The sequence below is a fragment of the Paenibacillus sp. FW104-T2 genome (assembly GCF_058789975.1).
On the sequence record NZ_JBYTCE010000011.1, the window covers coordinates 16,662 to 41,860 of the forward strand.

Consider the following 25,199-nt stretch of genomic DNA (forward strand, 5'->3'; position numbering starts at 1 on the left):
TTTCGAATAAATCATAATCCCGATGAGTAAATCCTGTCAATAACCTTTTTACAAATTTCGCGTTATTTTCTCAAAAAACTTCTTTTTCAAGTGTAAATTTGCGTCAAAAGGCACTTTATTTGTGAAAATTCACCCTTTTGGTAACCGTTTGCACATCTTTCATTGACATCCCCTTCGGATTGTACTAACATATTTTCTGATTTTGGTTCCAGATTACGGAAACGTTTCACCAGCCCTAAAATGTCGTCTTTCTTAATGAAAGGATGTTATTATGTCCAGCATTGTTAATCGCTTTGTTCAACATATTGAGGCTCAGCAATTAAACGTACTGTCGGTTCGTGTGCTGCAGCATGGAGAAACACGTGGAATGTGGGATCGGACTGAGGATAAGCAGCGCTTACAGCATTCGATCAGTAAATCGTTTACCTGTATGGCTGTAGGATTGGCACTCGAAGAAGGCATATTCACACTCGAATCCAAACTGGGAGAATACTTCACATGGCCAACACCTGCTCCGAACCTAACAGCATTCTCTCCTGCGGATCTCACACTGTATGATCTGCTGCGGATGTCTTCAGGGCATGATGTGCCTGTGCTCTGGGCGGAGGAACGGGCCACACTTGCGGAGAAAGATTGGGCTAAATATTACATGTCACTTCCAATTGACAGAGTCCCTGGTGAAGCATTTACATACAGCAGTGCCGATACTTTTATGATCTCGGCCATGTTTCAGGCAGCCTCGGGCCAGACCGTAAAAGATTATCTGATTCCCAGACTGTTTGAACCGCTGGAGATTTACAACGTCGAATGGGAAACGTCTCCACTGGGCATTACATTAGGCTGTGCGGGCTTGCAGCTTACGAATGAGGAATTAGGCAGGTTCGGACAGTTCTTGCTTCAGAAGGGCAATTGGAACGGCAGTCAGCTGGTTCCTGCGGAATGGATAGACCAAGCAACAACTCGCCAGATAACGACGCCGGGTGAAGGCGATTGGGGACAAGGATACGGCTATCAATTTTGGTTATGTTCTCACAATGCATACCGTGCTGATGGCGCTTATGGTCAACTATGCGTGGTCCTGCCCGAACTGGACGCTGTGGTTGCCGTTAATAGTGACGAATTGAACATGCAGGCCATTTTGAACCTGATCTGGTCCGATATCCTTCCCCATCTTGAAAGTGAACATTAAGCTACTCAATAGGATTATAAATTATTGTATTTTTTCAAAACATATTGAAAAAACAAAAGAAGTATCATGCCTTTATCGGTCATGATACTTCTTTATTTTACCCGTGCTGTGGAAGCTGGGTCATTTCATCTAGACATTGTGCGCATATGTAACGCTCTTTGAACTCATTGACTTCTTCCATTGATCCGCAGAAAATACATTTTGGACGGTATCTCTCCAGAATGATATGGTCCCCTTGTACTAAGATCTCTACAGGATCTCCCTCATTCATTTGATACCTTTTACGCAAAGATTTAGGCAATACGATCCTACCCAATTGGTCAACTTTGCGAACTACTCCAGCTGGCTTCATAGCTACGGCACACCTCTCCTATCTTACTCTAAATTTCTAGGTACAATTGTACTATGTTTAAAGATTCGCCAAGATTTTGTCGAATCCTGCTGGAAATAAACATTTTTTGTCCTTTTTTTTGAAAAATGTTTTTTTAGCGAATTCTAACAAGCACTTGAAGGCGAATATGGATCAATCCATGCCCGGAAAATTCAATTGTCGCAATGCTTCATATACGATAATTGCCGCCGAATTGGACAAGTTTAATGAACGTACATCACCTGTCATAGGCATTCTCATGCAAGTTTCCGGATTGGCAGCAATCAATTCAGGAGGTAGTCCTTTGGTCTCTTTGCCAAAAACCAAAAAATCTTCATCCTGGAATGAAAAATCGCTATAGTTGTTCTTCGCCTTCGTGGTTGCATAGAAAAAGCGACCCTCCGGATACTTTTCCTGAACCTCTGCGAATGAATCATGATATTCAATGTGAACTGCATGCCAGTAATCCAGGCCAGCCCGCTTCAAGGTAGCATCATCCGTCCGAAACCCGAGTGGGCGAACCAGGTGCAGATGGGTTCCCGTAGCCGCGCAGGTGCGAGAAATATTGCCGGTATTCGCGGGAATCTCCGGTTCAACCAGAACGATATGCAAAGCCATATGTGTTCAATCTCCTTTAAGTTCATGTATCTGTTGCAATCCTCTAATTCTAAAGAAAAGCCCCCCACACGTCAATGTGGAAGGCTCTGGAAGGGCTAGATTGGAAGGCTAAGGCCTCTCATCCATTCCCCTATGATTTATCCATTTGTCTTCTGAAAGTGGCTCATAAAGTCTGTCAATGCCTTAACACTCTCATAAGGTGCTGCATTGTAGATGGATGCACGTAGGCCTCCAACACTGCGGTGTCCTTTTAATCCAACGAACCCTTCCTGCTCGGAAGCCTTGATGAATTGTTTCTCCAATTCTTCCGAAGCAAGGCGGAATGTTACGTTCATCAGGGAACGGTCTGCAGCATCAACACAGCCGCGATAGAAGTCGCCTGAGGAATCAATGGTATTATAGAGCAATTCCGCTTTCTTGATGTTCTTTTGTTCGATCCCTTTCAGTCCACCTTGTTCTTCAATCCATTTCAGAACTTCATTGACCATGTAAACAGAGAAAGAAGGCGGGGTATTATACAGGGAATTGTTTTCGGTATGCGTGCTGTAACGAAGCATCGTTGGAATCGTTTTTGGCGATTCGCTTACCAGCTCCTCCCGCGCAATTACCACTGTAATCCCGGATGGTCCAAGGTTTTTCTGTGCACCGGCATAAATCATGCCAAACTGATTAAGATCAAATGGTTTACAGAAAATATCACTCGACATGTCAGCAATTAAAGGTACAGATCCCGTGTCCGGGAAAGACTTGAACTGTGTACCCTCGATCGTTTCATTGGATGTCAGATGTACATAAGCTGTGCGGTCAGGCAAACTCAGGTTCGATACATCAGGCAATTTCATGTATTTATCAGCCTCGGAAGAAGCTGCAATGTGGGTTTCACCGATCAGCTTCGCTTCAGATAACGCTTTTTTTGCCCAGCTGCCTGTCATGACATAACTTGCAGTTTGGCCTGCTCCCAGAAGGTTCATCGGCAGCATGGCGAACTGGGTGCTTGCTCCGCCCTGAAGAAATAGTACCTTGTATCCCTTCGGATTGCCTAAGAGCGACAGCAAACGCTCCTGAGCTTCATTATGTACGGACTCGTACACTGCCCCACGGTGAGACATCTCCATAATCGACATGCCTGTGTTACGAAAATCAACAAATTCTGCTTGCGCACGCTCCAAAACCTCCAGTGGCAGTGCCGCTGGTCCTGCATTAAAATTATACGCTCTCTTTGTCATTTTTCCCCCGCCCTTTCCATCCGTAGCTTACATATGAAGTAAATATTATCGCTATGATATCAGTATTCCCTATCCGCATCAAGGGCAATAAGCACTGAAGCTAGCAATTAGGGTCATCAAAATACTTTATCACCCTGCAAAGTTAACGTACTACATCGCTCATTCATGGAAAAGCCTCCGAGAGCGAGTCCCGGAGGCTTAAATTGTAGGCACACTTGTTTCGATCGGATTAGCAATCGAAGTAAAGGCTGTACTCGTGTGGATGAATGCGAATAGCTACAGCTTTTGCTTCATCACGTTTGAGGTTGATGTAGTTCTCGATGAATTCTTTAGTGAATACGCCGCCTTCAGTCAAGAACTCGTTGTCTGCTGCCAGAGCATCAAGCGCCTCTTCCAGGGAAGCTGGAACGCTGCGGATGTTTTCTTTGTCAGCATCTGACAAGTCATAGATGTTTTTGTCGAGAGGACCGTAACCAAGCTCAGTTGGATTGATTTTACGTTTGATTCCGTCCAGACCCGCCATCAGCATAGCAGAGAATGCCAGGTAAGGGTTAGCAGTGGAGTCAGGCGTACGGAACTCGATACGACAACCTTTAGGTGTCACAGCTGCAACCGGGATACGCACTGCAGCAGAGCGGTTACCTTTGGAGTAAACCAGGTTCACCGGTGCTTCGTAACCAGGTACAAGACGTTTGAATGAGTTTGTACTTGGGTTAGTCAACGCGATCAGAGCTGGTGCATGGTACAGAATTCCTCCGATGTAGTGCAGAGCCATTTCGCTCAGGTTTGCATATCCCGCTTTGTCGTAGAACAATGGGGAGTCGCCATCGAAGATGGATTGGTGAACGTGCATTCCGCTACCATTATCACCGAACAATGGTTTCGGCATGAATGTAGCTACTTTGCCATATTGACGTGCAGTGTTATGCACGATGTATTTGTATACAAGCAGATTATCTGCTGTTTTCTTCAACGTATCAAAACGGAAGTTGATTTCGGCTTGACCAGCTGTTGCCACTTCGTGGTGATGACGCTCGATTGACAGGCCAGCTTCTTCCAACAAACGACACATTTCACTACGGATATCTTGTTGAGTATCCACTGGTGCTACAGGTACATATCCGCCTTTAGTGCGAACTTTGAAGCCCAGGTTGCCGCCTTCTTCCTTGCGGTTCGTGTTCCAAGATGCTTCTTCGGAATCAACGTAGTAGGAAGAGCTGTTCGTGCCGCTCTCATAACGTACATCGTCGAAGATGAAGAATTCGGACTCAGGTGCGAAGAATGCTGCTGTACCTACACCGCTCTCTTTCAGGAAAGCTTCAGCTTTAACAGCGATGCTGCGTGGGTCGCGCTCATAGCGCTCGCCATCTGGTGTAAAGATATCACACATAACATTCAATGTAGGGTGTGCAGTGAACGGATCGACATAAGTCGCTTCAGGATCAGGCATCATAACCATATCGGACTCTTCGATTCCACGGAAACCTTGGATAGAAGAACCGTCAAAAGCTACTCCATTTACGAATGTGTCTGCATCAACAGCCGAAGCTGGCAACGAGATGTGATGTGCACGACCAGCTAAATCTACAAAACGAAAATCTACCCACTCGATGTTGTTCTCTTGAATTGATTTCAATACGTTTTCAACCGACATGTATTCGTCCTCCCAAATATTCCGAACAATAAACAACCCCACGAAAGAAAATGTCCATATTCGAATTTTTTTCTGTCGTCATTATAAATTCTTAAACATGACATCGTCAATACTTATGTAAGGTATTTTTTGCGACTATGTTAGCTATACTTACATTTTATAAATTCGCTAATTTCACTTAACAACGAATTGATTATACATTTAACCAAGTTAATGCGGTAAAGTAACCATAATAACATCCTAAAACATGGGAAAAACATTACATCATAAATGTTTCTTATCACTGTTGATTAATAAATGTATTCAATCCCCTCTTGATATGAAAAACCGGACATCCCCCCTGCTTCATTCTCAAGAATGAAACGAGGAAAATGTCCGATTGTATAGTCAAACTATAAGATTAAACGCCCACTCTTGCCGGGAAAAACTCGGCAGGTTGTTTGGCTGTATTAAACGTTTTGCCCACGATTGGAGCGAGTTTCTCCAGATCCTGCAGCAAGTTGGCGAATTGGTCAGGGAACAGGGATTGTACACCATCGCCTGTCATGGAGTTGTCTGGATCTGTGTGCATCTCGATAATTAATCCATTGGCACCAGCAGCAACAGAAGCTTTTGTCATCGGTTCTACCAGTTCACGGCGTCCTGTACCATGGCTAGGATCGGAAATGACAGGCAGATGGCTAAGAGACTGCAGCACAGGAATCGCCGACAGATCAAGCGTATTGCGAGTATAGGACTCAAACGTACGAATGCCGCGCTCACAGAGCATTACATTAGGGTTACCGCCGGCGAGGATGTACTCAGCCGCGTTCAGAAGCTCATCGTATGTCGCACTGAAGCCGCGTTTCAGCAATACGGGTTTTCCGCATTCGCCCAGCTTACGCAGCAAATCGAAGTTTTGCATGTTCCGTGTTCCGACTTGCAGAATATCCGCGTACTCCGCACAAATATCCACGTATTCCGGAGTCATGACTTCCGTGATGGTCAGCAGGTCATGTTTCTTGCCAGCTTCAGCCATCATGATGAGCCCTTCTACACCTGTTCCCTGGAAACTGTAAGGACCGGTACGAGGTTTAAATGCACCGCCGCGCAGTACCTGGCCACCAGCAGCTTTCACAAGACCGGCAATTTCATCAATTTGGGCAGCAGATTCAACCGCACATGGTCCACCCATAACGACAAGTTCTTTTCCGCCGATATCCACTTCCTTAATGGAGATAACTGTATCTTCAGGATGGAAGTCACGGCTGGCCAACTTGTAGGATTTTGAGATTCTTACGACATTCTCTACACCCTTCATTTGACGAAGATGCTCCTGCATTTTGGGTTCCACTTTGCCAATCAATCCGATAATGGTACGATCCTCCCCGCGGGAGATATGCACCTGAAGCCCTTCCTTTTCAATCACAGCGACGATATCCTGAATCTGTTCCTCCGGTGTTGCCTTACCTGCAATAACGATCATAATTAATTCCCATCCTTCCTTGTATGAGAGCACCAAAAACTGTTTCGATGTGCATCTGATTATAATTAAAAGTTCTGTCGCGCTTAAACGCTTGTTCGCTTTTAAGCTTTTATCCACTAAAGTAAATATATCATAGTCAGCCATTCTCGTCAAGGTCACTACGGCTACTCCTCTTGCAAAAAAATCCTGTGCCACAACCCTAATTCGGGGCTGCAGCACAGGATTTCTTGTATTTGTTACGTTGTACGGGTCTTCTCCCGCACTGGGGGCAGCAGTTTGCTCATGTTGACGGTACGCTTAATTTCCCACGTCTCCGGTTGATCATGCTCATATTGCTCCAGATAACTGATAACTTCCTTCGTAATCGGAGTCGGCGTCGAAGCACCTGAAGTTACGGCTACCTTGTTTACCCCTTTCAGCCATTCCTGCTTGATCTCGGACACATCCGATACCCGGTAGGCCGTTACACCCGCAATCTCTTCCGATACTTGTGCAAGTCGGTTCGAGTTGTTACTGCGCGGGTCACCCACAACGATAACCAGATCAGATTGACCTGCCTGCTCAGCTACAGCTTCCTGACGAACTTGTGTAGCCAGACATATCTCATTATGAATTTCAGCACCAGGAAATTTCTCCAGAAGACGGCTCATGATGTGTTTGATATCCCATTGACTCATCGTCGTCTGATTGGTAATGAGAATCTTGCCAGCTGGCACATTCAGTGAATCAATTTCTTCTTCCTTCTCAATCAAATGCACCTGGTCAGGCGCAACTCCAATAGCCCCTTCGGGTTCAGGATGGTTCTTTTTGCCGATATAGATGATCTGATAACCTTCAGCCGTTTTCTCCCGGATCAGGTCATGCGTCTTGGTTACATCCGGACATGTGGCGTCTACTGTAGTGAGCCCTTTGTCCCGTGCCATCTTGCGTACCTCAGGAGATACACCATGGGCCGTAAAGATGACCGTACCGCTCTCTACCTGACTCAGGATTTCGATCCGGTTCGGACCATCCAGTGTAATGATCCCCTCATCTTCAAAGGAATCCGTCACATGTTTGTTATGCACAATCATACCCAATATATATATAGGCCGTGGTAAATCAAGATTACGTGCTGCCTGACGTGCCAATACCATGGCATCCACAACTCCGTAACAATACCCTCGCGGCGAAATTCGCAGTACTTCCACTTGGTTTGCCACCCGCTTTCTTTTTCAGCATCACTGCCGATGTAATTGCAGTCCAGTCTATTATACCTTTATTCGATAGGTGGAGCAAAGACAACTGGCATCCAGATGATGAAAGTCGTTCCTTCACCGCGTCTGGTCACGACCTCAACGGAGCCCATATGCTCCTCAATAATCCATTTAGCGATGGACAACCCCAGTCCAATGCCCGGTGTAGCTCCGCGGGATTCGTCTGCACGATAGAAACGATCGAAGATAAACGGCACCTCATCCTTATCCATACCGATGCCCGTATCACTGATGCGGAGACCAACCTGGCCTTTGTATAGGATCGCATCAAGTGTTACCGATCCGTCCGGTGTGTATTTGAACGCATTTTCAATGAAAATAAAGAGCATCTGCTGAAGATAGTCTTTGCTGCCGTTCACATAAATTCCATTTAAAATCGATAAATCGCCAACCCGCCATTCTGCGTGGTGATCGAGGAAATGTGCTCTGCGAGCCACTTCTTGCACCAAAATTTGCAGCGGAATCGGATTCAGTTCTATTTTCTGTCCTGTATCGGCCCTAGCCAGTGACAGCATGTCACTAATCAACCTGCTCATGCGTTTGCCTTCGTCCGCCATGTCTTCAATCGCTTCAAGCGACATCTCCTTGACGGTCTCCTCATCCAAATTCGGTCGGTCATTGCCTTCCTGATCCCATAACTTTTTCAGGAAATCCACGTTTCCCCGAATCGTGGTCAGCGGTGTACGCAGCTCATGAGAGGCATCGGATACAAATCTGCGCTGAGCAGCATTGGTCTCCTCCAGGCCGCGGAAGGACAGTTCTGTCCGTTCGAGCATGTTATTCACCGTTTCAATCAGACGACCGATTTCATCCTTGGGACCCGTATATTGTATCCGGACACTCAGATCGTCACCGGATTGAATCTGATTGGCTGCATCAATGACATTGACGAGTGGGCGCATCGATTTACGGGCAAGAATGAGACCTGAAGTAATGGCCAGTGCCATGGCTACAAGCCAGCCAAAGATCAGAATATTAAGCAGTGCCTCCAGCAATCGTTCCTGTGAACTTACATTGGCACCCACCTGAAGAAGCCCCCTAATTTCATTGGTCCCCTGCAGGGACAAGGGCTGCTGATTGACCAGAAAAGGAGTGCCATTCACGTAAATCTTGGATATCCCGCGTTTTTCTACTATTTCATTCGTCTTCAAAACCGGAAATTGGATGCGAACCTTCTCCATGTTTCCTGAGATTTTGCCAGACTGACTTTGGTAATCCCAGAGTTGAATGTAAATTTGGGCTTCCTGCAGCTGACTCTCGGTAAAAGGGTCCAGATCAAGCGTCTGAGATAACGGGTTAACTCCGATCTGGTCTGTAATTCGCGCACTCTTCGACTTTAACTGCTGTTCGACTTCCTGATACGTATTGAAATAAACAAAGGCATAGATTACGACACCCCAAAAAATAAGCACAGCTGCCAAGATGCCAGAATACCATGCGGTTAGTTTTAACCGAATGGACATGTCAGGAGTCACCTCTCAGAATATAACCCGCTCCACGAATCGTTTGGATTAAGCGTTTGCCTCCATACTCTTCCGTTTTTTGCCGGAGCATCGCAATATATACTTCCAGTACGTTTGACTCGCCGCTATAATCATAGCCCCAGATCTTATCCATGATCAGGTCACGGGAGAGCACTCTTTTCGGATTTTGCATAAACAAGTTCAATAGTTCGAATTCCTTCGCTGTCAGCTCAAGACGTTTCCCGTCACGCAGCACTTCGCGTGAGTCATTGTCCAATATAATATCTTCGTAGACGAGCCGGTTATCCGGTGTTTCTGCAATATCCGATTTACGACGCAGCAAGGCGCGGACACGGGCCAGTAATTCTTCCAGTGCGAATGGCTTCACCAGATAATCATCCGCTCCGGTATCCAGACCGGTCACCCGGCTCTGAACCTCATCCTTCGCGGTTAACATGAGCACAGGTACTTTGCTTCCGGCTTCCCTTAATCGGCGACATACCTCGAAACCGTCGATCTGAGGCATCATCACATCCAGCACCACTACATCCGGTTCCTTATCCATTAATTTACTGAGACCCTCAGCCCCATTGGAAGCAGTCTGTACCTCATAACCTTCAAACGCCAGCCCCCGGCGGAGCATGGACACGATTTTTTCATCATCATCCACAATCAAAATAGTTGAGCGCATGGTCTTTCTCCTTTATTCTCACATTTTAATCTCATTGTAACAGCCAGAAGCCCAGTCTGCATCTTGGCCGCATTTTTCGCTTCTCCAAGCCTTGCTTGGTATCTGTAATCATGCCTTCATTAGGACAAAAAAAGCGAAAGGGCCCTCAAACCCTTCCGCTCTTCTGAATCTCGAACCACCATTCAAATTATGGTTGTGTTTGTTGCTGTTGATCAGATGTTTGTGAAGTATCATAGTCATTTTTGTTGCCGATTTTAATTTTGATATCCATCTTCTTACCATCGCGTACCACATTCAATGTAACTTCACTGCCGATTTCCTGAGTTTTGATGAAATCAATCAGGTCTTGGCTAGTGCTGTACGGCGTTCCATTTGCACCCGTGATGATATCATAGGCACGCAGATCGGCTTGGTAAGCTGGAGACTGATAGATCGTGCTGGCTACGACAGAACCTTCAGTAATATCCGTTCCCATTTGTTTCGCCACTTCAGGCGTCAGCGCCATCAGGGATGCACCAATAAATGGAACCGGCTCTTTTGGAACTTCTTTGTTTTCTTTCAGATATTTCACGGCATCCGACATGACGCTTGAAGGGATCGCAAATCCAATACCTTGCGCATCAGCGCTAACGGCTACGTTCATACCAATGACTTCACCGTTAAGGTTAAGCAGCGGACCACCAGAGTTACCTGGGTTAATCGACGCATCGGTTTGCAGCAGATGGCTGTATTCGCGGGTTTTACCTGTTTCTTCGTCCGGAATGCTGATTGTACGTTCTTTGGCACTCAGTACACCTGCAGTTACAGTATGCTCAAACCCTTCTGGGTTACCAATGGCAACAAGCCATTCACCAACTTGTGTGCTGTTTGAGTCGCCAAGCGGAGCAACAGGGAAATCATCGTCACCGCTGTTTTTCTCGATTTTCAATACAGCAAGGTCAAGATCGAAGCTGCTTCCCAGCAGTTTGGCTTCGTAAGGTTTGCTGTTGTTCTCCAGTGTAACCTGAATGACATCTGCACCTTGAATAACGTGCTGGTTCGTCAGGATATATCCTTCTTTGTCAAAAATAAATCCGGAACCAATGCCGAGTGGAACAAGCTGATTGCTTCCCTGCTGCTGCTGGCCTTGGTTGCTATCCGTTCCACCGCTTCCGTTACCTCCGTTACCGAAGAAGTATTGATATAATGGATCACTCATCGTGGATCCACCTTGGCTTCCACTGCGTGTGGACTGCTTAGCCAATGTTTCAATCTTTACAACCGCAGGACTTGTGCTCGTCACTACAGAAGAGACATCCTCTTTACCTGTTGGCAGAAGGGATGCAGTCACATTATTGCTGCTGCCCGTATTCGTAGAAGTCGATTCCTGACTTGTGCTTTGATTCTCTGCACTTGTTAAGGCTTCTTGCGGAGTAAACATGTTCGTGCGGTCTGCCGTGTACATCAGTACTGTAATGACCAGCATCCCTGCTATAAATGAAAATAATAATGATCTGACCGAGGAGCGAGGCTTACGGTTGTTGTAGTTCCAGTTTCCATTTCCGTTTTTTCCACCGTTACCACCATCTCCGCCGTTTCCGGAACCGCTGCTTCCGTTGCCGCGGCCCGCCTGTTCGGAAGATCCGTTATTGTAATACATCGGAAGCGGCTTGACAGGATCGGGTCTTGTGATCTGTACATTGCCCTCTTCACGGTTGCTATGACTCACATGACTGCTTGCTGTATCTTCATTATTCACAGACTGAAAAGGTCCATAAGAATAATAGTAAGAGGATTCGTCCGTTCCGGATGTACTGCGGTTATCCGCTTGCTTTGTTTGGTCTTCCTCGTCTTGACGGTTCGGTCTATAATTACGTTCGTCCATGCTTTCTACCTCCCAATCTCTTCTTCACAAGAGATATTCTTTAACTGTCCTTATTTTGTACTTTAAACCTTAACCGTACCTTAAAAACAATTAAAAAGGAGATAAAAGCACGCAATAATAGAACATTTTTCCCGTTAAATCAGCATTTTAATCCTTGTTCTTCACCCAACCCTGACGATGAGCGTAGATGGCCAGTTGTGTCCGATCATCCATTTCGCACTTCATTAGCAGGTTGCTTACATGTGTTTTGACGGTTTTGATACTAATATGTAGTTCTTCTCCAATATCTTTGTTGGTTTTGCCTTCTGCAATGAGCAAAAGAACTTCCTTCTCCCGTTCGGTCAGACCGGATTCGTTCTCTCTCGCCGTGCGCTGCCTGATTCCCCGGGTTAACGCCTGGGACACATCTCCCGTCATGACAGGCATTCCCCGATAGGCTCCCTGAAGCGCATAGATTAATTCTTCAGCAGATACAGTCTTCAGGACATAGCTGACAGCTCCCGCCTCAATGGCCTGCACCACCAGATCATCCTCGAGAAAACTTGTTAGCATAACTATTTTGGAACCCGGAAATTCACTCATGATGGCTTGCGTAGCCTCGGCCCCGTTCATGACAGGCATCATCAGGTCCATCAATATAAGATCAGGCATCTTACTCTGATCCAGCTTGCGCAGCTGGTTAAGCGCATCCTGTCCATTTCCCGCTTCTCCCATGACATGAAATGTCGGCTCAAGCATCAGGTACGTTTTCAAGCCCATTCTCACCATATCATGATCGTCCACAATCATCACATTCACTTTTCCGTTCATTCCGTTTCCCCCTCTGGTTCATCCGGGAATTTCGGGATAAGCACCCGTACTGTCGTTCCCGCTCCCGGTTTTGAAATAATCTGGACATCCCCGCCAAGCTTTTCTGCCCGTTCACGCATAGTGGACAATCCATAGGACCCTGGCCGCTCAACTTGCTGCATGAAGCCCTGACCGTCATCGCTTATGCTCATGCTGATCTGATGCTCGCTCTCCCGTATGGACAGACTAACAAGGCCAGCCTCCGCATGCTTCACTACATTGGCAACGGCCTCCTGAATAACAAGAAACAGCTGGTGCTCGATGGCATCCGAGACGCCGCCATCCAGTTCCAGCTCTTTTACTCCCTTTAATCCATTTTGTCTGCAATAATCCGGAAACCATCGATCCAGTGCCTCAGCCAGGTCCCTTCCTTCAAGTTCCACCGGACGAAGCTGCGCAATAAGACCACGCATCTGACGTTGTGCAATATGTGACATTTGGATTAATTGGTCCAGTACTTTGTTTCCATGCTCCGGATTCATCTGCAGCAGTTTGGGCAGGGAAGACGCTGACATATGAATGGCGAACAACTGCTGGCTGACCGTATCATGCAGGTCCCTCGCCATCCGTCTGCGTTCTTCAAGAACCGCTCGTTCGGAAGCCTGTTCTTTCTCGATCACTTCCTGCTCACCCAGACGCTGGAGGAGTCTCATTTTTTTCTCAATCGAATCCATCATGACGTTAAACTCCTGGTATACCCGGCCGAAAGAGGCATCATCTGCCTCAGGCATGCGAACAGCCAAGTTCCCCTTGGATACTTTCAGCATATTCAGATCGAGCAGGTCGATTTTGCGCTGAAGCCGCAGTGCAGCAATATATCCGGTAACTACTGTCGCCAGCACAACGACAGCCACATACGTCCATGCGCGCTGTCGTCCTGTTCCCATCAACACCTCTCCGTACAGCAAGTAGAACCCGCCCAGTGTAATCAGTCCGGTCAGGACAAAATACATCATCAGTTCCCACTTGTTGGCCTTGAGAATCGTTCGAATCATGCGTTAACCCACCTTATTTACTTTGACGTCTCCGATAAATACACTTACTACGATTCGGACCTTTTTTCCTGCTTCGCGGTAATGGGAAGTTTCCGCCTGGGCACTACTGAGGAATCCACCCCGTTTTTGGTTCAACAGCGACATATCTCCTATAAAGGAGTTCGTGGTGACCGTGACTCCCAGATCCATGTCTTCCGGCACGAATACCTTTACATCCCCAATAAATGAAGAAATATTAATTTTGGTTTCGCCATAAGGGATTTGTGCTTTCGTCAAGTCAATAACCGTATCACCGATAAACGCCGAGATATTCATCGGTTTAAGGGAGAACACTTCCTGTCCCATGTAGAGGTCACCGATAAATGCTGATTTGTTAACGGTATTTCTGTTGCCGTAATCTTCATATTCATTACCGTATCCGCCATCACCATAGTGGTTTCCATACCCGGTACCATCTGGACCATGTGAATGAGTATGGCTATGGGAATGAGAATGATGCTTTTTCTTATGCTGATGTCCCTGATGCAATTCATCTCCAGCCGCATTGGCGTATGGATCGTAATGGTGGTCTTTCGGCTCCTGTTTGGGTTTCCCAAACGTCTTTTCGAATTGCTCATCAAAAGAAGAAGGCATTTCCAGGTCCTCGGAAGACAAGGGCTGGTAAGGTTCAGGCGGCGGAGGTGGCTGCATTTTGTCCTGATGTTTGCGATCACGGCGACGAGGCCCAATCAGAACAAACAACCCTCCTCCGATTAACATGATTGGAATGAGGTAACGAATAAACTCACCCATGGAATAATCAATCCAGCCGAGATTTCGTGACAGGAAGTATCCGCCTATAGCAAGTACAATGACAGGTCCAATCATGGCATAACCGCCATTGCGACGAATTTCAGTCACTCCTTTTACGCCCCACCAGATTAGAAACAGCGGCCAATATGTTCTAAATATATATCCTATATCAATGTCATAACCCAATTGCCGAAACAAAATGATTGCACCAACGGCAATCAACGGTATGCCAACCCACCAGCGGTCTCGCATAGATCCTTTCATCGCTCATGTCTCCTTCGTCTGTATTCTGTATCCAGTGTACCTCAGACAAGGATTCGATAACAGCGGCGGCAGATGGAATTCGTCTCGGTCTCCAGACTGAGGACTGAGGATATTTATGTAAAATTTATCAAAAACTAAAAACACCCTGGAGCGTTTGCTCCAGGGTGCGGTGAATCATTATTTATTTTTGAAATTTGCCTGCACGGCCTACTTGGCCTGTTTGTCCAGTGTTTTCTACACCGAACTCTGCATTGTATTTTTCATCAGGTGTTTGGAAATTTTCTTGTACTTTGTTTTGCTGGGATTGCTTCACTTTGCTTGCCGCAGTTTCTTGTCCAAACTCAGCATTGTACTTCTCGTTTGGCGTTTGGTACCCTTGTCCTTGTGTTCTTTTAGCCACAACGAATCACCTCTCTCTTCATATTTACGCTGCACTGCTGCTGCGCGGGGTTCGTCCCCAGTCAGTATTATGTGAAGAGAGCACTACAGTTATTCATCCTTAACATCCCAAATTAAACGGCCTTGTCTAACCATGAATCCGGCACGGATTTGTACACATCGATCGCTTCAGACAACTCGTCCAGCATCTTTTCCGTGCACTTTCCGTCACCTTGTTTAATCACCTGTACCTCGACGTCCTTTTTGCCCCATTCCTTATACACTTGCTTCGTGGTCGGAAAATAAAGGTCAATTTTATTACCCTTGATGGCTGAACCTGTGTCCGCCACGATACCGTAACCATACCCGGGAATATAAAGAATGGAACCAAGCGGGAATAATTTGGGGTCAGCAGCAATGGTTGACACCGTTTCTTTGTCTCTTCGTACCTTCACCCCGGAGTAAGTAATACCATACTGAGGATGTTTCGGTCCTTTACCGGTTGACTCTACACCTGCCGTGTAACCCGTCGCGGTCACCTTTTGGGTTCCCAGTACCTGTTCTGAGCGCGGCGCCATCACAGGCATAGATGGGTCGAGAACAAGCTGCTTTCCTGGGACATCCGGCTTAGGAATGACAATAGGCTGCGGAGACCACAATAAAGCCATATAAACCATCGTCGTGACCTGTACCTGATCACTGTATTCATAATCATGGATCGATAACTCGGACTGACTTTCAACCTGACGCGTTGCAGCTTGATCCTGCCGCTTGATTACATGCAGCACTTCATTTTCCTCTTCAAATGTATACGCCTCTGCCTGATTCCAGGACAATACCAATCCAATGGATATGACCATAATTGAAATCAGAACCCGTAATTGTTTTGTTTTCATTGCATTTTGCTTTTTCAATTTAAAACCTCCCCCTTACTGCAAAGGTTTTCCAAAAAGCAAAATGCTTATACATTTTCTACTCCACTAGGTTCCAGCACATGAGAAATAGAAAAAAAACCGTCTAGGAGCATGGATTAAGCCACGCCCTGACGGTCTTTCTCAAATGCATATATTTATATTGATCTTGTGCTGATTTCTTCTTTCAGTTGAGCTACGATTTCATCCACAGGTTTCATGCCGAGATCGCCTTCTCCGCGTTTACGAACAGACACGGATTCGGCACTTCGCTCATTCTCACCAACGACAAACATATAAGGCATTTTCTCCAGTTGTGCCTCACGGATTTTGTATCCAAGCTTCTCGTTGCGCAAATCAGCCTCAGCAGAAATCCCCGCGCGTTTCAGCTTCGCTTCCACTTCACGTGCGTAATCATCGAAGTTTCCGGATACCGGAATGACTTTTGCTTGAACAGGAGACAGCCACAGTGGGAATGCTCCCGCAAAGTTCTCCAGCAAGAATGCAGTGAAACGTTCCATTGTGCTGATTACGCCGCGGTGAATAACGACCGGCCGATGTTTCTGCCCGTCATCTCCGACATATTCCAGTTCGAATCGTTCGGGAAGCAGGAAGTCCAGTTGTACGGTGGACAATGTTTCTTCCTTGCCCAGGGCTGTTTTGATCTGCACGTCAAGTTTCGGACCATAGAATGCTGCTTCACCTTCTGCTTCATAGAAAGGCAAGTCAAGTTCTTCCACAACTTCACGCAGCATGCGTTGGGACATTTCCCACATTTCATCGTTTTGGAAATATTTCTCGGTATCCTGCGGATCACGGTAAGACAGACGGAAGCGATATTCATGAATACCAAAATCCTTGTAAACCGTTTGGATCAATTCAATAACACGAGCGAATTCTTCCTTGATTTGATCTGGACGACAGAAAATGTGTGAGTCGTTCAAGGTCATTGCACGAACGCGGTGCAAGCCAGTCAGTGCACCAGACATCTCGTATCGGTGCATCATGCCGAGCTCGGCAATCCGGATCGGCAGGTCACGGTAGCTGTGCATGCTGGACTTGTACACCATCATATGGTGCGGACAGTTCATTGGACGGAGAACGAGTTCTTCGTTATCCATTACCATTTTAGGGAACATGTCCTCTTGGTAGTGCTCCCAGTGTCCAGACGTTTTGTACAATTCCACATTACCGAGAACCGGTGTATATACGTGCTGGTATCCAAGACTTTCTTCCAAATCCACAATGTAACGCTCCAGCGTACGACGCAGTTTGGCACCGTTTGGCAGCCAGATTGGCAGACCTTGTCCAACCAGTTGGGAGAACGTGAACATTTCAAGCTCTTTACCCAGCTTGCGGTGATCGCGTTTACGTGCTTCCTCCAGGAAGTGCAGATGCTCATCCAGCTGAGCCTTTTTCACAAAAGCTGTACCGTAGATACGCTGCAGCATTTTGTTTTTGCTGTCACCACGCCAGTACGCACCAGCTACATTCATCAATTTGAACACTTTGATCTTGCCTGTGGAAGGTACGTGAGGTCCACGGCACAGATCGAAGAACTCGCCCTGCTCATAAATGGTAATCACGCTGTCTTCCGGTAGATCACGAATCAATTCGAGTTTGTAAGGATCGCCCACTTCTTCAAACGTTTTGATTGCTTCAGCACGGCTGACTTCCTTGCGCACAATCGGCAGGTTTTCACTTACGATACGTTCCATTTCCTTCTCGATCTTTTGCAGATCTTCCGGGTTAAGGGGGTGTTCCAGGTCCATATCATAGTAAAATCCGTCTTCGATGACAGGTCCAACGCCAAGGTGAACCTCTTTGCTGCCATATAGGCGCTTCACAGCTTGAGCGAGCAAGTGAGCTGTACTATGACGCATCACTTCAAGTCCGTCTGGTGAGTCAAAAGTTACGATCTCTACCAAAGCTCCCTCGTGAAGCTGGGTCGACAAGTCCACCACAATTCCATCCAGTTTCCCTGCTACGGCGTTTTTGCGCAATCCGCTGCTAATGGATGCTGCTACGTCCTCAATACTGCTGCCATCGGCGTACTCACGTACGGAACCATCCGGTAGTTTAATGTTAACTGCCATTTGTCTCATTCCTCCTGTAAATGTAACCTTATCCATCAACATCATGGACTGATGATCTATTGCTATTCCTGCTGATTGGCAAAGAACGCAAAAAACACCCGTCCCGGCAAAGGGACGAGTGTTGTATACTCGTGGTTCCACCCTAATTCAGCTGCTTCATTCTTCATTGAAAATACAGCCCTCATTGGCATGACGGTAACGGGCATGACCCGGCATATCCTTACTCACGGAAAAATTACATTCATCTCCGTTTTCAAAACTGCAGCTACAAAGGGGTAAACCAAACGTGGCATCCGGAGGAAATTTCAGCCTGGTTCCCTCTCTCTGCACCGACCGTGCGTATGGTCCTTGTCTTTGTCAACGCTTTTGCTTATTGGTAAAAGTTCATCCATAAAACATGTTCATTAATTCATGGATCAACAGTTATTATAATTGCCGAGATCACTTGCGTCAAGGCCTGACAGCAGGCCGGAACGAAGCACTTCACACTCCGGGCAATGATGGCATAATTGAACCTTGTCCTCGAAGATCTGGCGAATCGTCGATATAATCGGCAGATCGGGTGTGTTTGTATGAAGCATCACTTTTTCGGGAGATATCGATATAAGTGTGCTTACAATCATGTCTTCAATATCCATTTCCAGTTCAAGACCGGGCATCTCGACGACGACTTGCTCATCTTTTTGTACAGGGAGCTGGTTAAGCCCTGCATCCAGAACCTGAAATTCATGCGAGCCTTTGTGCACCAGATGGACCAAAGGAACTTTGGCTTCCTGAAAGAACACAAAATATTTTAACAGTCCCATGAATTCTTCGTATTGACGGTCCATCCAGAATTCATCCAGTGCATATTCGACCAGTTCGTGCAGTTCCTGTTTGTATTGCTTCATTCGAAAATGAAGAATGCCTTCCAGGTGAAAGAAATGAACCTCCTCCAGATCCTGTCTAAGACCACCTGCGAGGGTTAAGCGCCGTTTCTCTCGAAGCCCTGGTTGATCCAGATCACCGTTGAATAACAAGGGCATGCAGATCCGGTGTACCTTCTCCACTTCATATTCATCCATAACGGAACAGGCCTTGGAAATCATATTTTCTACAATGGAGTGCTCCCGGGTATCCATAATGAAATCAGCCAGTCCTTTGGCAAGCAAATCACTGATCTGAGGCAGCCACTGCTGAAAATCCACGTGATTTTCATTCCCTCTGCAGACCCAGGCTGCTTTGCCGTCATTATGTTTGAAGGTGAGCCGGAAACCTCTTTTGCTTATATGTAAACCTTTGGTTTTTTCTTTGATGCAGCGATAAAATTGATCTGCTTCCTCTTGCCCTGACACATCGGTCCATACGGCGAACAGCTCCACAAGAATCACTCCTTTCCTTCCTCTTCAAAGTATATGGCAAGGCCGAGGGGGATATACGAAGCGGATTGATGGAAAGCGTGTCATCATTTCTCAGTATATTTGTAAAGAGGTTTGGAGTTCAGACAAAAATGTGTTATTATTTTGATAACAGTATGTTTCACGGAAAGGGGGGGAAGCCAAAATGAGACAACAACCTAGAATGCTCCGCAGTGCTTTTATCATCATTTTGTGTTTGTTCCAAGCGTTGTGCTTCCCTATTCCGATGCAGACAGAATCCGCTGTTGGCGTATCCGTTGATGCCACTTCCAATAAGGAAGTGTTATTACAAATACCCGAAACTCAGCAAAAACCTGCTATCCGCAAATACTCGCAAGTCATGGTCAAGCTGATTGCAGTGACAAATAACAAGCCTGTATTTTTGGTGCTTGCCTTATTGCTGATGCTGCGAATTCCTACTCCGCGTCTGCCCTTTAAACCGTTGATTTGTCTGTTTAAGCGCAGATTATTTCTGCTACCCATTAAATTCACCAGTATGTATTTGTCCCTCGCCCCTCATGCACCAAGATACGTAAACGTCCTTCACTAGGCGTTGCACCGTATGTTCGGTTGCCATGCATAGAGACATCTCTGTCCAACAGACGGTGTACTTGTGCATAACTTATAACCCTTTAAGCAAACGTTAGTTAACGACAAGGTTAACAGTGTGTCACGATGTTGAATTTGTCATATCCAATTTTGTTCAAAAATCAATGTATACGGCTGTGTGTCAGGAGTACCTGGCTCTGTTTGCCCGCATCATTTAATGTTTCTTCCAAATACAGATCATTCTATTTTCGGGAAATAAGCCTGTCTTCTGTGGCCAGCCCTCAATTTAAGGAGGCATATTATCCATGGATGTACGTGAAACTGATTTGCCGGGAATCGGCAAGAAGTTCCAGATTGAAACGAGCAGCGGAGATAAAATTGTGATCATTATTCATGATGACGGACGGCGTGAAATGTACCATTTTGAATACGACGATCCGGATCAAAGCATCTCCATGATTACGCTTGATGATTATGAAGCCAGACAAATTGCCGCTATCGTTGGCGGATTGACCTATAAGCCAAAACAGCTTGAAAATATTGAAGTTACTTTTGATGATCTGATCATCGAATGGTACAAAGTCGAATCCTCCTATGGATGCATCGGCAAGTCCATCGGTGAACTGGACGTACGTCAAAACTCTGGGGCAACGGTTATTGCCGTTGTAGAGAAAAACCACAAAAAACATATCAGCCCCGGTCCTGAGGTCGTGATTACTGCTGAGTCTACCGTTGTTGCCGTTGGCGAACGCAACCAACAGAAACTCTTCAAATCCCTCCTCCTGACCGGAAGGGGGTGAGTCGATGGATCATCTGATTTTTGAAGTAGGTCTGGCGCTCGTTCTCATTGCTGCCGCTGGCCTCTTATCTGCCAAATTGCGTTTTTCGGTCGTCCCGTTTTACATTCTGATCGGGATGGCGGTTGGTCCACATGCCATGAAAATCTGGCATCTGGACTTCCGTTTTATTGAAAGTCAGCCTTTCATCGAATTTATGGGCCGGATCGGTATCCTGTTCCTGCTCTTCTATCTCGGATTGGAATTCTCGGTAGGACGTCTGATCAAATCCGGTAAATCCATTGCCGTCGGCGGTTCGATTTATATCGGGATTAACTTTACGCTTGGATTAGTTTTCGGATTTGCTTCCGGCTTCCCGCCTGCTGAGGCACTTGTTATTGCTGGGATTACCACCATATCCTCCAGTGCCATCGTGGCCAAGGTGTTAGTCGATCTGAAACGTACAGCCAATCCGGAAACGGAAATGATTCTTGGCATTATCATGTTCGAAGATGTGTTCCTGGCTGTCTACATCTCCATCCTATCGGGATTGGTGCTTAGTGACTCATCCTCGATCGGAGGCGTCATCGTATCCGCGCTTATCGCGCTTGGATTCATGCTTATTGTCATCATACTAGGGCGCAAAGCGACTCCACTGCTCAACAAATTGCTTAAAATACGCTCCAATGAATTGTTCTCACTTGTGATTTTTGGTGCATTGTTCCTGGTAGCCGGCTTCTCCGAAACCATTCACGTGGCCGAGGCCATCGGTGCATTACTTGTTGGTCTGGTTCTGGCAGAGACAGAACATGCCAAACGGATAGAGCATCTAATCCTGCCGTTCCGTGACTTCTTCGGAGCCATCTTCTTCTTTAGCTTCGGATTGTCCATTGACCCTCTGTCCCTTGGCGGAGAAGCTGTATGGCTGGCTTTGATTGCTGTTGTTATTACACTATTCGGTAACTTCCTGGCAGGCATGCTGGCCGGGCGCAGTGCGGGGCTGTCTCCAAAAGCTTCTGCTAATATTGGTTTAACCATTGTATCCCGCGGTGAATTTTCGATCATCATGGCCAACATGGGTAAAGCCGGTGGACTCTTGCCGCTTCTCCAGCCGTTTGCCGCACTGTACGTACTGATCCTAGCCATTCTTGGACCACTATTAACCAAAGAGTCCAAACATGTGTTTAGAATTTTGGATAAAATCTTCAAGTTCAAAGATCCTCGGAAGAAGAAAGAAGAACCGAAGGTTTTACAGAAAGAAGGATAAAACCTGTGCCTGTTCAGAACAGGCATATGATTGTAACTGCGGCTCTTCGCCGATCTTCTGTGATCAACCAGGGAGAATGGCTCGCCAGCCGCACAAAGGAGGATGACGTATGAAAGCACCTCTGATATCGGCTAATCCGGTGCCACAAACCGCTAAGACCAGAATATCATCCACGCGCCGCTTCCTGAATCTCTTGCTGGTGATCGCTGGTGGAATTCTAGCCTCCGTGGGACTTGAATTATTCCTTCATCCCAATAAGATTATTATTGGAGGCATAACAGGCATATCTTCTCTGTTCGCTCATTGGACTGAGATGAGAATTGGATTGTTCCTGTTCTTATTCAATGTTCCATTTATATTTTTATCCTACAGGCTGGTGCAAAAGAGATTTGTACTCGTTACTGTACTGGGTTTGGTTGTCTTTTCGATTGGTGCCATCGTGCTTCATCCCATGCCGCCTCTGGTTGAACATCCGCTGGCTGCCGCCATGTTCGGCGGACTATGTCTTGGTGTTGGAATCGGACTTGTGGTGCGGTACGGCGGGACACTGGATACGCTGGAAATCGGTGATCCGTCCTCCCGGCCACCTGAACGGGTATTTAGCGGGAAACGGATGCTTATCGAAAAAATAATCATGCTGCTCAACTTACTGATTCTGACAGCCGCTGGTGTTGTCTTTGGTTGGGATCAAGCGATGTACTCTGTTATTGCCTATCTTATTGCATATGAAATGGTCTATATCGCATTCCGCGGATTCAGGACCACTCGCAAATTGTACATTTTGACTACCCAAAGCTCGCAGGTTGAAAAAGCCGTTCGCAAGCGTCTGCGACGGGAACCCGGATCTCCTGTACCCTCTTCAGAGTCTGCTTCCTTATTGGCTGCTGAAGGATGGATTCATCACATTCCGGGGGCATTGTACTATGAAGTTCATTTTCTGGAGATGATCTGGCTGAAATCCATTGTGCGCCATATTGATCCCCACGCTGGTATTATCACCCATCCGGAGAAATGAACCAACGACTTGAACCCCAAAAACCTCTCTCTAACCTTGTGATAAAATATCACTTTAGGTTAGAGAGAGGTTTTTTTATTCCTGGTTTTCATTCCTGCTTGCCTTATTTCCGATATCCTATACTTTTATAGTTCAACTATAGCTTTTACCACATGTGTATCTGGGAGCAACCACTTGTCCATGGCGGAAGGGAGCTGAGTTAAAGGCTCTCGGTGCGTAATGTAGCCATCCATACTGAGCTTTTTCTGCCGCAAAGTCGATATCACTTGCTCAAAATCCGCACGCGTTGCATTACGACTGCCCAATATGCTCATCTCTCGCTTATGAAACTCAGGATCATGAAACGTGATATCGGCTTTGACCAATCCCACATAGATCAATTGTCCGCCATGAGCTACATACCGAATAGCCTCATTCATGGACTGCACATTGCCTGTTGCATCAAATACAGCGGCAGCATAATCCCCTTCTGTCACTTCAGCTACCTGCTCTACCACTTGATCTGTTGCCTGTATTATAACATCTGCCCCAGCCCAAGTGCGGCTTAGTTCCAATCGGTCCAGGTTCCGGTCAATGGCGATTACTCGGGCCCCGGCCTGTTTCGCAAAAGCCATGACCCCAAGTCCGATCGGTCCTGCCCCGATTACTATAATCTGCTCCCCTGGCTGCACACCTGCTCTTCTTACTGCATGAGCACCGATACTGAGCGGTTCAACCATCGCTGTTTCATCCAGGGTCAGTCCTTCCGCCTTAATCAAATGGGAAACAGGCACGCTGATTCTTTCGCGCATCCCTCCGTCCACATGTACTCCCATGACCTGCATGGCTGCACAGCAATTGGTTTTCCCTGTCCGACAGGCAATACAGTGACCACAGTGCAGATAGGGAATAATGCTTACCTGATCTCCAACTTGAAGGCCAGCAGTATTCGGACCAATGTCATCAATGATCCCTGACAGTTCATGTCCCAGAATACGAGGATAGGTAAAATAGGGCTGGTTGCCTTTATAAGCATGCAGATCCGTCCCGCAGATGCCAATCCGCTTGATCGATACAATGGCCTCATGTTCAGCTCGAATGGGTTCGTCGGTATCCTGTATTGTCAAACGATTGATCTCTTCACACACAACAGCCTTCATCTCTATTCCCCCTTCGCTGCTTTCTGTTGTGGTTCGTTATACTCGGGACGACCACTAGTCCACGTTATGTTATGAACGGGGGCCAGAATGCGCAGTACCTCTGCCAAAAGCTCTTCATCGAGTGGTTCATCTACCCACTCGGCATTATGACGGATGTTATTTTCACTTGCGCTGCTCACCAGTGTGGTTGGGATCTGTTCATTGGCCGTAGCAAACTGCACAGCCAGCTTGGCAATATTCGCACCTTGCTCTGCACAGAACTGCGCAGCTTCAAGACAGACTTGTTTGACGCGTTCATCTGCGGGATGCCAGGCGGGCGTGCCTCTTGTACCTAATAAGCCCATCGACAGAGGCGAAGCATTGACGAGGCCAACTCCCTCTTTTTCCAATAACGGCAGCAGGGACAATAGTGAGGTATCATTCAATGCATAATGACAATACGAGATGATGGCATCGGCATCAATCTGCGGCAGCACTTTCTCGAACAGGGGCAGGGGCAGACCACAGACTCCCGCATGACGAATTACCCCCTGCTCTTTCAGTTCCAGCAAGGCTGGATAGGCTTCTTCAATAATGATCTCTGCTGGTGCAAACTCAATATCATGCAGGAACAGAATATCGATATAATCGGTGTGCAGTCGGTCCAGACTTTCCTTGACACTATCCTGAATGCGCTTACGGGAAAAATCAAACTCATTCTCTCCGTATCGTCCCGCCTTGGTTGATAAAATATAAGAACTGCGCGGCTGGCTTCGTATCGCTTCCCCCAGTACCGTCTCTGCCTTGGTTAGACCATAATAGGGTGACACATCTATATAGTTCATTCCTGCATCCAGAGCTGCATGTACCGTACGAATACCTTCCTCGCGGTCAATATCGCGAAATACCGAACCCAGGGAAGACGCGCCAAAACTCAACACAGGTACATCTAGACCGGTCCTGCCAAGCATCCTTCTCTTCATTCACTTGCTCCTT

Annotated in this window: 23 protein-coding genes; 5 read left to right on the forward strand and 18 right to left on the reverse strand. The window is 46.7% G+C overall.

The genetic code is table 11. The annotated features are described in order from the left end of the window. The first annotated feature begins 271 nt into the window (after positions 1-271). Positions 272-1,189, forward strand: coding sequence for a serine hydrolase domain-containing protein (locus AC3WQ3_RS15255; protein WP_492472681.1), 918 nt, complete (start codon positions 272-274; stop codon positions 1,187-1,189). Between the two features lie 97 nt (positions 1,190-1,286). Here AC3WQ3_RS15255 and AC3WQ3_RS15260 read toward each other — a convergent pair whose 3' ends face one another. From AC3WQ3_RS15260 to AC3WQ3_RS15335, 16 genes are all read right to left on the reverse strand, one after another. Then, positions 1,287-1,541 carry an AbrB/MazE/SpoVT family DNA-binding domain-containing protein gene (locus tag AC3WQ3_RS15260; protein WP_024629045.1) on the reverse strand — a complete coding sequence of 85 codons (255 nt, stop codon included), beginning with the start codon at positions 1,539-1,541 and terminating at the stop codon, positions 1,287-1,289. Between the two features lie 171 nt (positions 1,542-1,712). Next, entirely contained in the window at positions 1,713-2,177 is a 465-nt protein-coding gene (gene trmL / locus AC3WQ3_RS15265) for a tRNA (uridine(34)/cytosine(34)/5-carboxymethylaminomethyluridine(34)-2'-O)-methyltransferase TrmL (protein ID WP_492472682.1), read from the reverse strand. 137 nt (positions 2,178-2,314) lie between these two features. Beyond that, positions 2,315-3,403, reverse strand: a complete 1,089-nt coding sequence (gene serC / locus AC3WQ3_RS15270) for a 3-phosphoserine/phosphohydroxythreonine transaminase (protein ID WP_127539448.1) — start codon at positions 3,401-3,403, stop codon at positions 2,315-2,317. A gap of 229 nt (positions 3,404-3,632) precedes the next feature. Next, the gene (glnA, locus tag AC3WQ3_RS15275; RefSeq protein ID WP_095288270.1) at positions 3,633-5,057 is read right to left on the reverse strand and encodes a type I glutamate--ammonia ligase; all 1,425 of its coding nucleotides are present in this window, start codon (positions 5,055-5,057) and stop codon (positions 3,633-3,635) included. Between the two features lie 400 nt (positions 5,058-5,457). Continuing rightward, on the reverse strand, positions 5,458-6,522 hold the full coding sequence (gene aroF / locus AC3WQ3_RS15280; RefSeq protein WP_336779376.1) for a 3-deoxy-7-phosphoheptulonate synthase: 1,065 nt from the start codon (positions 6,520-6,522) through the stop codon (positions 5,458-5,460). A gap of 236 nt (positions 6,523-6,758) precedes the next feature. After that, positions 6,759-7,712 carry a 4-hydroxy-3-methylbut-2-enyl diphosphate reductase gene (locus AC3WQ3_RS15285; protein ID WP_336779375.1) on the reverse strand — a complete coding sequence of 318 codons (954 nt, stop codon included), beginning with the start codon at positions 7,710-7,712 and terminating at the stop codon, positions 6,759-6,761. 68 nt (positions 7,713-7,780) lie between these two features. After that, complete coding sequence (locus AC3WQ3_RS15290) at positions 7,781-9,241, reverse strand: sensor histidine kinase (RefSeq protein WP_492472684.1); 1,461 nt, start codon at positions 9,239-9,241, stop codon at positions 7,781-7,783. A gap of 1 nt (position 9,242) precedes the next feature. Next, positions 9,243-9,932, reverse strand: coding sequence for a response regulator transcription factor (locus AC3WQ3_RS15295; RefSeq protein WP_095288273.1), 690 nt, complete (start codon positions 9,930-9,932; stop codon positions 9,243-9,245). Between the two features lie 187 nt (positions 9,933-10,119). Beyond that, entirely contained in the window at positions 10,120-11,796 is a 1,677-nt protein-coding gene (locus AC3WQ3_RS15300) for a S1C family serine protease (protein ID WP_336779373.1), read from the reverse strand. 147 nt (positions 11,797-11,943) lie between these two features. Continuing rightward, entirely contained in the window at positions 11,944-12,606 is a 663-nt protein-coding gene (locus tag AC3WQ3_RS15305) for a response regulator (RefSeq protein WP_336779372.1), read from the reverse strand. Continuing rightward, the gene (locus AC3WQ3_RS15310; protein ID WP_186812087.1) at positions 12,603-13,640 is read right to left on the reverse strand and encodes a histidine kinase; all 1,038 of its coding nucleotides are present in this window, start codon (positions 13,638-13,640) and stop codon (positions 12,603-12,605) included. Before AC3WQ3_RS15310 ends, AC3WQ3_RS15305 begins: the two co-directional genes overlap by 4 nt. Positions 13,641-13,643: 3 nt before the next feature. Next, positions 13,644-14,696, reverse strand: coding sequence for a cell wall-active antibiotics response protein LiaF (liaF, locus tag AC3WQ3_RS15315; RefSeq protein ID WP_336779371.1), 1,053 nt, complete (start codon positions 14,694-14,696; stop codon positions 13,644-13,646). 181 nt (positions 14,697-14,877) lie between these two features. Then, on the reverse strand, positions 14,878-15,096 hold the full coding sequence (locus tag AC3WQ3_RS15320) for a hypothetical protein (RefSeq protein ID WP_127539443.1): 219 nt from the start codon (positions 15,094-15,096) through the stop codon (positions 14,878-14,880). Between the two features lie 112 nt (positions 15,097-15,208). After that, positions 15,209-15,934 (reverse strand): 3D domain-containing protein, encoded by a 726-nt coding sequence (locus AC3WQ3_RS15325; RefSeq protein ID WP_419719981.1) that lies wholly within the window; start codon positions 15,932-15,934, stop codon positions 15,209-15,211. 209 nt (positions 15,935-16,143) lie between these two features. Then, entirely contained in the window at positions 16,144-18,081 is a 1,938-nt protein-coding gene (thrS, locus tag AC3WQ3_RS15330; RefSeq protein WP_336779369.1) for a threonine--tRNA ligase, read from the reverse strand. 416 nt (positions 18,082-18,497) lie between these two features. Continuing rightward, positions 18,498-19,451 carry a putative sporulation protein YtxC gene (locus AC3WQ3_RS15335; RefSeq protein ID WP_336779368.1) on the reverse strand — a complete coding sequence of 318 codons (954 nt, stop codon included), beginning with the start codon at positions 19,449-19,451 and terminating at the stop codon, positions 18,498-18,500. A gap of 172 nt (positions 19,452-19,623) precedes the next feature. Here AC3WQ3_RS15335 and AC3WQ3_RS15340 point away from each other — a divergent pair, with 172 nt between their 5' ends. The 4 genes from AC3WQ3_RS15340 (at position 19,624) to AC3WQ3_RS15355 (ending at position 23,085) form a co-directional block, all read left to right on the forward strand. Then, complete coding sequence (locus AC3WQ3_RS15340; protein ID WP_154895906.1) at positions 19,624-20,028, forward strand: hypothetical protein; 405 nt, start codon at positions 19,624-19,626, stop codon at positions 20,026-20,028. A gap of 304 nt (positions 20,029-20,332) precedes the next feature. Then, positions 20,333-20,827, forward strand: coding sequence for a cation:proton antiporter regulatory subunit (locus AC3WQ3_RS15345; protein WP_110821088.1), 495 nt, complete (start codon positions 20,333-20,335; stop codon positions 20,825-20,827). Between the two features lie 4 nt (positions 20,828-20,831). Further along, positions 20,832-22,070, forward strand: a complete 1,239-nt coding sequence (locus tag AC3WQ3_RS15350) for a cation:proton antiporter (RefSeq protein WP_336779367.1) — start codon at positions 20,832-20,834, stop codon at positions 22,068-22,070. Between the two features lie 109 nt (positions 22,071-22,179). Further along, a complete protein-coding gene (locus AC3WQ3_RS15355) occupies positions 22,180-23,085 on the forward strand; it encodes a YitT family protein (protein WP_492472685.1) in 906 nt (301 codons plus the stop codon). 125 nt (positions 23,086-23,210) lie between these two features. Here AC3WQ3_RS15355 and AC3WQ3_RS15360 read toward each other — a convergent pair whose 3' ends face one another. Continuing rightward, positions 23,211-24,224, reverse strand: coding sequence for a zinc-binding alcohol dehydrogenase family protein (locus AC3WQ3_RS15360; protein ID WP_492472686.1), 1,014 nt, complete (start codon positions 24,222-24,224; stop codon positions 23,211-23,213). 2 nt (positions 24,225-24,226) lie between these two features. After that, positions 24,227-25,186, reverse strand: a complete 960-nt coding sequence (locus tag AC3WQ3_RS15365) for an aldo/keto reductase (RefSeq protein WP_492472687.1) — start codon at positions 25,184-25,186, stop codon at positions 24,227-24,229. Positions 25,187-25,199 lie beyond the last annotated feature (13 nt).

Bases quoted from the DNA above. Each gene is read 5' to 3' on its own strand.
- AC3WQ3_RS15255 (WP_492472681.1), top strand. From the start codon at position 272: ATGTCCAGCATTGTTAATCGCTTTGTTCAACATATTGAGGCTCAGCAA.
- AC3WQ3_RS15260 (WP_024629045.1), bottom strand. From the start codon at position 1,541: ATGAAGCCAGCTGGAGTAGTTCGCAAAGTTGACCAATTGGGTAGGATC.
- trmL (WP_492472682.1), bottom strand. From the start codon at position 2,177: ATGGCTTTGCATATCGTTCTGGTTGAACCGGAGATTCCCGCGAATACC.
- serC (WP_127539448.1), bottom strand. From the start codon at position 3,403: ATGACAAAGAGAGCGTATAATTTTAATGCAGGACCAGCGGCACTGCCA.
- glnA (WP_095288270.1), bottom strand. From the start codon at position 5,057: ATGTCGGTTGAAAACGTATTGAAATCAATTCAAGAGAACAACATCGAG.
- aroF (WP_336779376.1), bottom strand. From the start codon at position 6,522: ATGATCGTTATTGCAGGTAAGGCAACACCGGAGGAACAGATTCAGGAT.
- AC3WQ3_RS15290 (WP_492472684.1), bottom strand. From the start codon at position 9,241: ATGTCCATTCGGTTAAAACTAACCGCATGGTATTCTGGCATCTTGGCA.
- AC3WQ3_RS15295 (WP_095288273.1), bottom strand. From the start codon at position 9,932: ATGCGCTCAACTATTTTGATTGTGGATGATGATGAAAAAATCGTGTCC.
- AC3WQ3_RS15300 (WP_336779373.1), bottom strand. From the start codon at position 11,796: ATGGACGAACGTAATTATAGACCGAACCGTCAAGACGAGGAAGACCAA.
- AC3WQ3_RS15305 (WP_336779372.1), bottom strand. From the start codon at position 12,606: ATGAACGGAAAAGTGAATGTGATGATTGTGGACGATCATGATATGGTG.
- AC3WQ3_RS15310 (WP_186812087.1), bottom strand. From the start codon at position 13,640: ATGATTCGAACGATTCTCAAGGCCAACAAGTGGGAACTGATGATGTAT.
- liaF (WP_336779371.1), bottom strand. From the start codon at position 14,696: ATGAAAGGATCTATGCGAGACCGCTGGTGGGTTGGCATACCGTTGATT.
- AC3WQ3_RS15325 (WP_419719981.1), bottom strand. From the start codon at position 15,934: ATGGTCATATCCATTGGATTGGTATTGTCCTGGAATCAGGCAGAGGCG.
- thrS (WP_336779369.1), bottom strand. From the start codon at position 18,081: ATGGCAGTTAACATTAAACTACCGGATGGTTCCGTACGTGAGTACGCC.
- AC3WQ3_RS15340 (WP_154895906.1), top strand. From the start codon at position 19,624: ATGAGACAACAACCTAGAATGCTCCGCAGTGCTTTTATCATCATTTTG.
- AC3WQ3_RS15345 (WP_110821088.1), top strand. From the start codon at position 20,333: ATGGATGTACGTGAAACTGATTTGCCGGGAATCGGCAAGAAGTTCCAG.
- AC3WQ3_RS15350 (WP_336779367.1), top strand. From the start codon at position 20,832: ATGGATCATCTGATTTTTGAAGTAGGTCTGGCGCTCGTTCTCATTGCT.
- AC3WQ3_RS15355 (WP_492472685.1), top strand. From the start codon at position 22,180: ATGAAAGCACCTCTGATATCGGCTAATCCGGTGCCACAAACCGCTAAG.
- AC3WQ3_RS15360 (WP_492472686.1), bottom strand. From the start codon at position 24,224: ATGAAGGCTGTTGTGTGTGAAGAGATCAATCGTTTGACAATACAGGAT.
- AC3WQ3_RS15365 (WP_492472687.1), bottom strand. From the start codon at position 25,186: ATGAAGAGAAGGATGCTTGGCAGGACCGGTCTAGATGTACCTGTGTTG.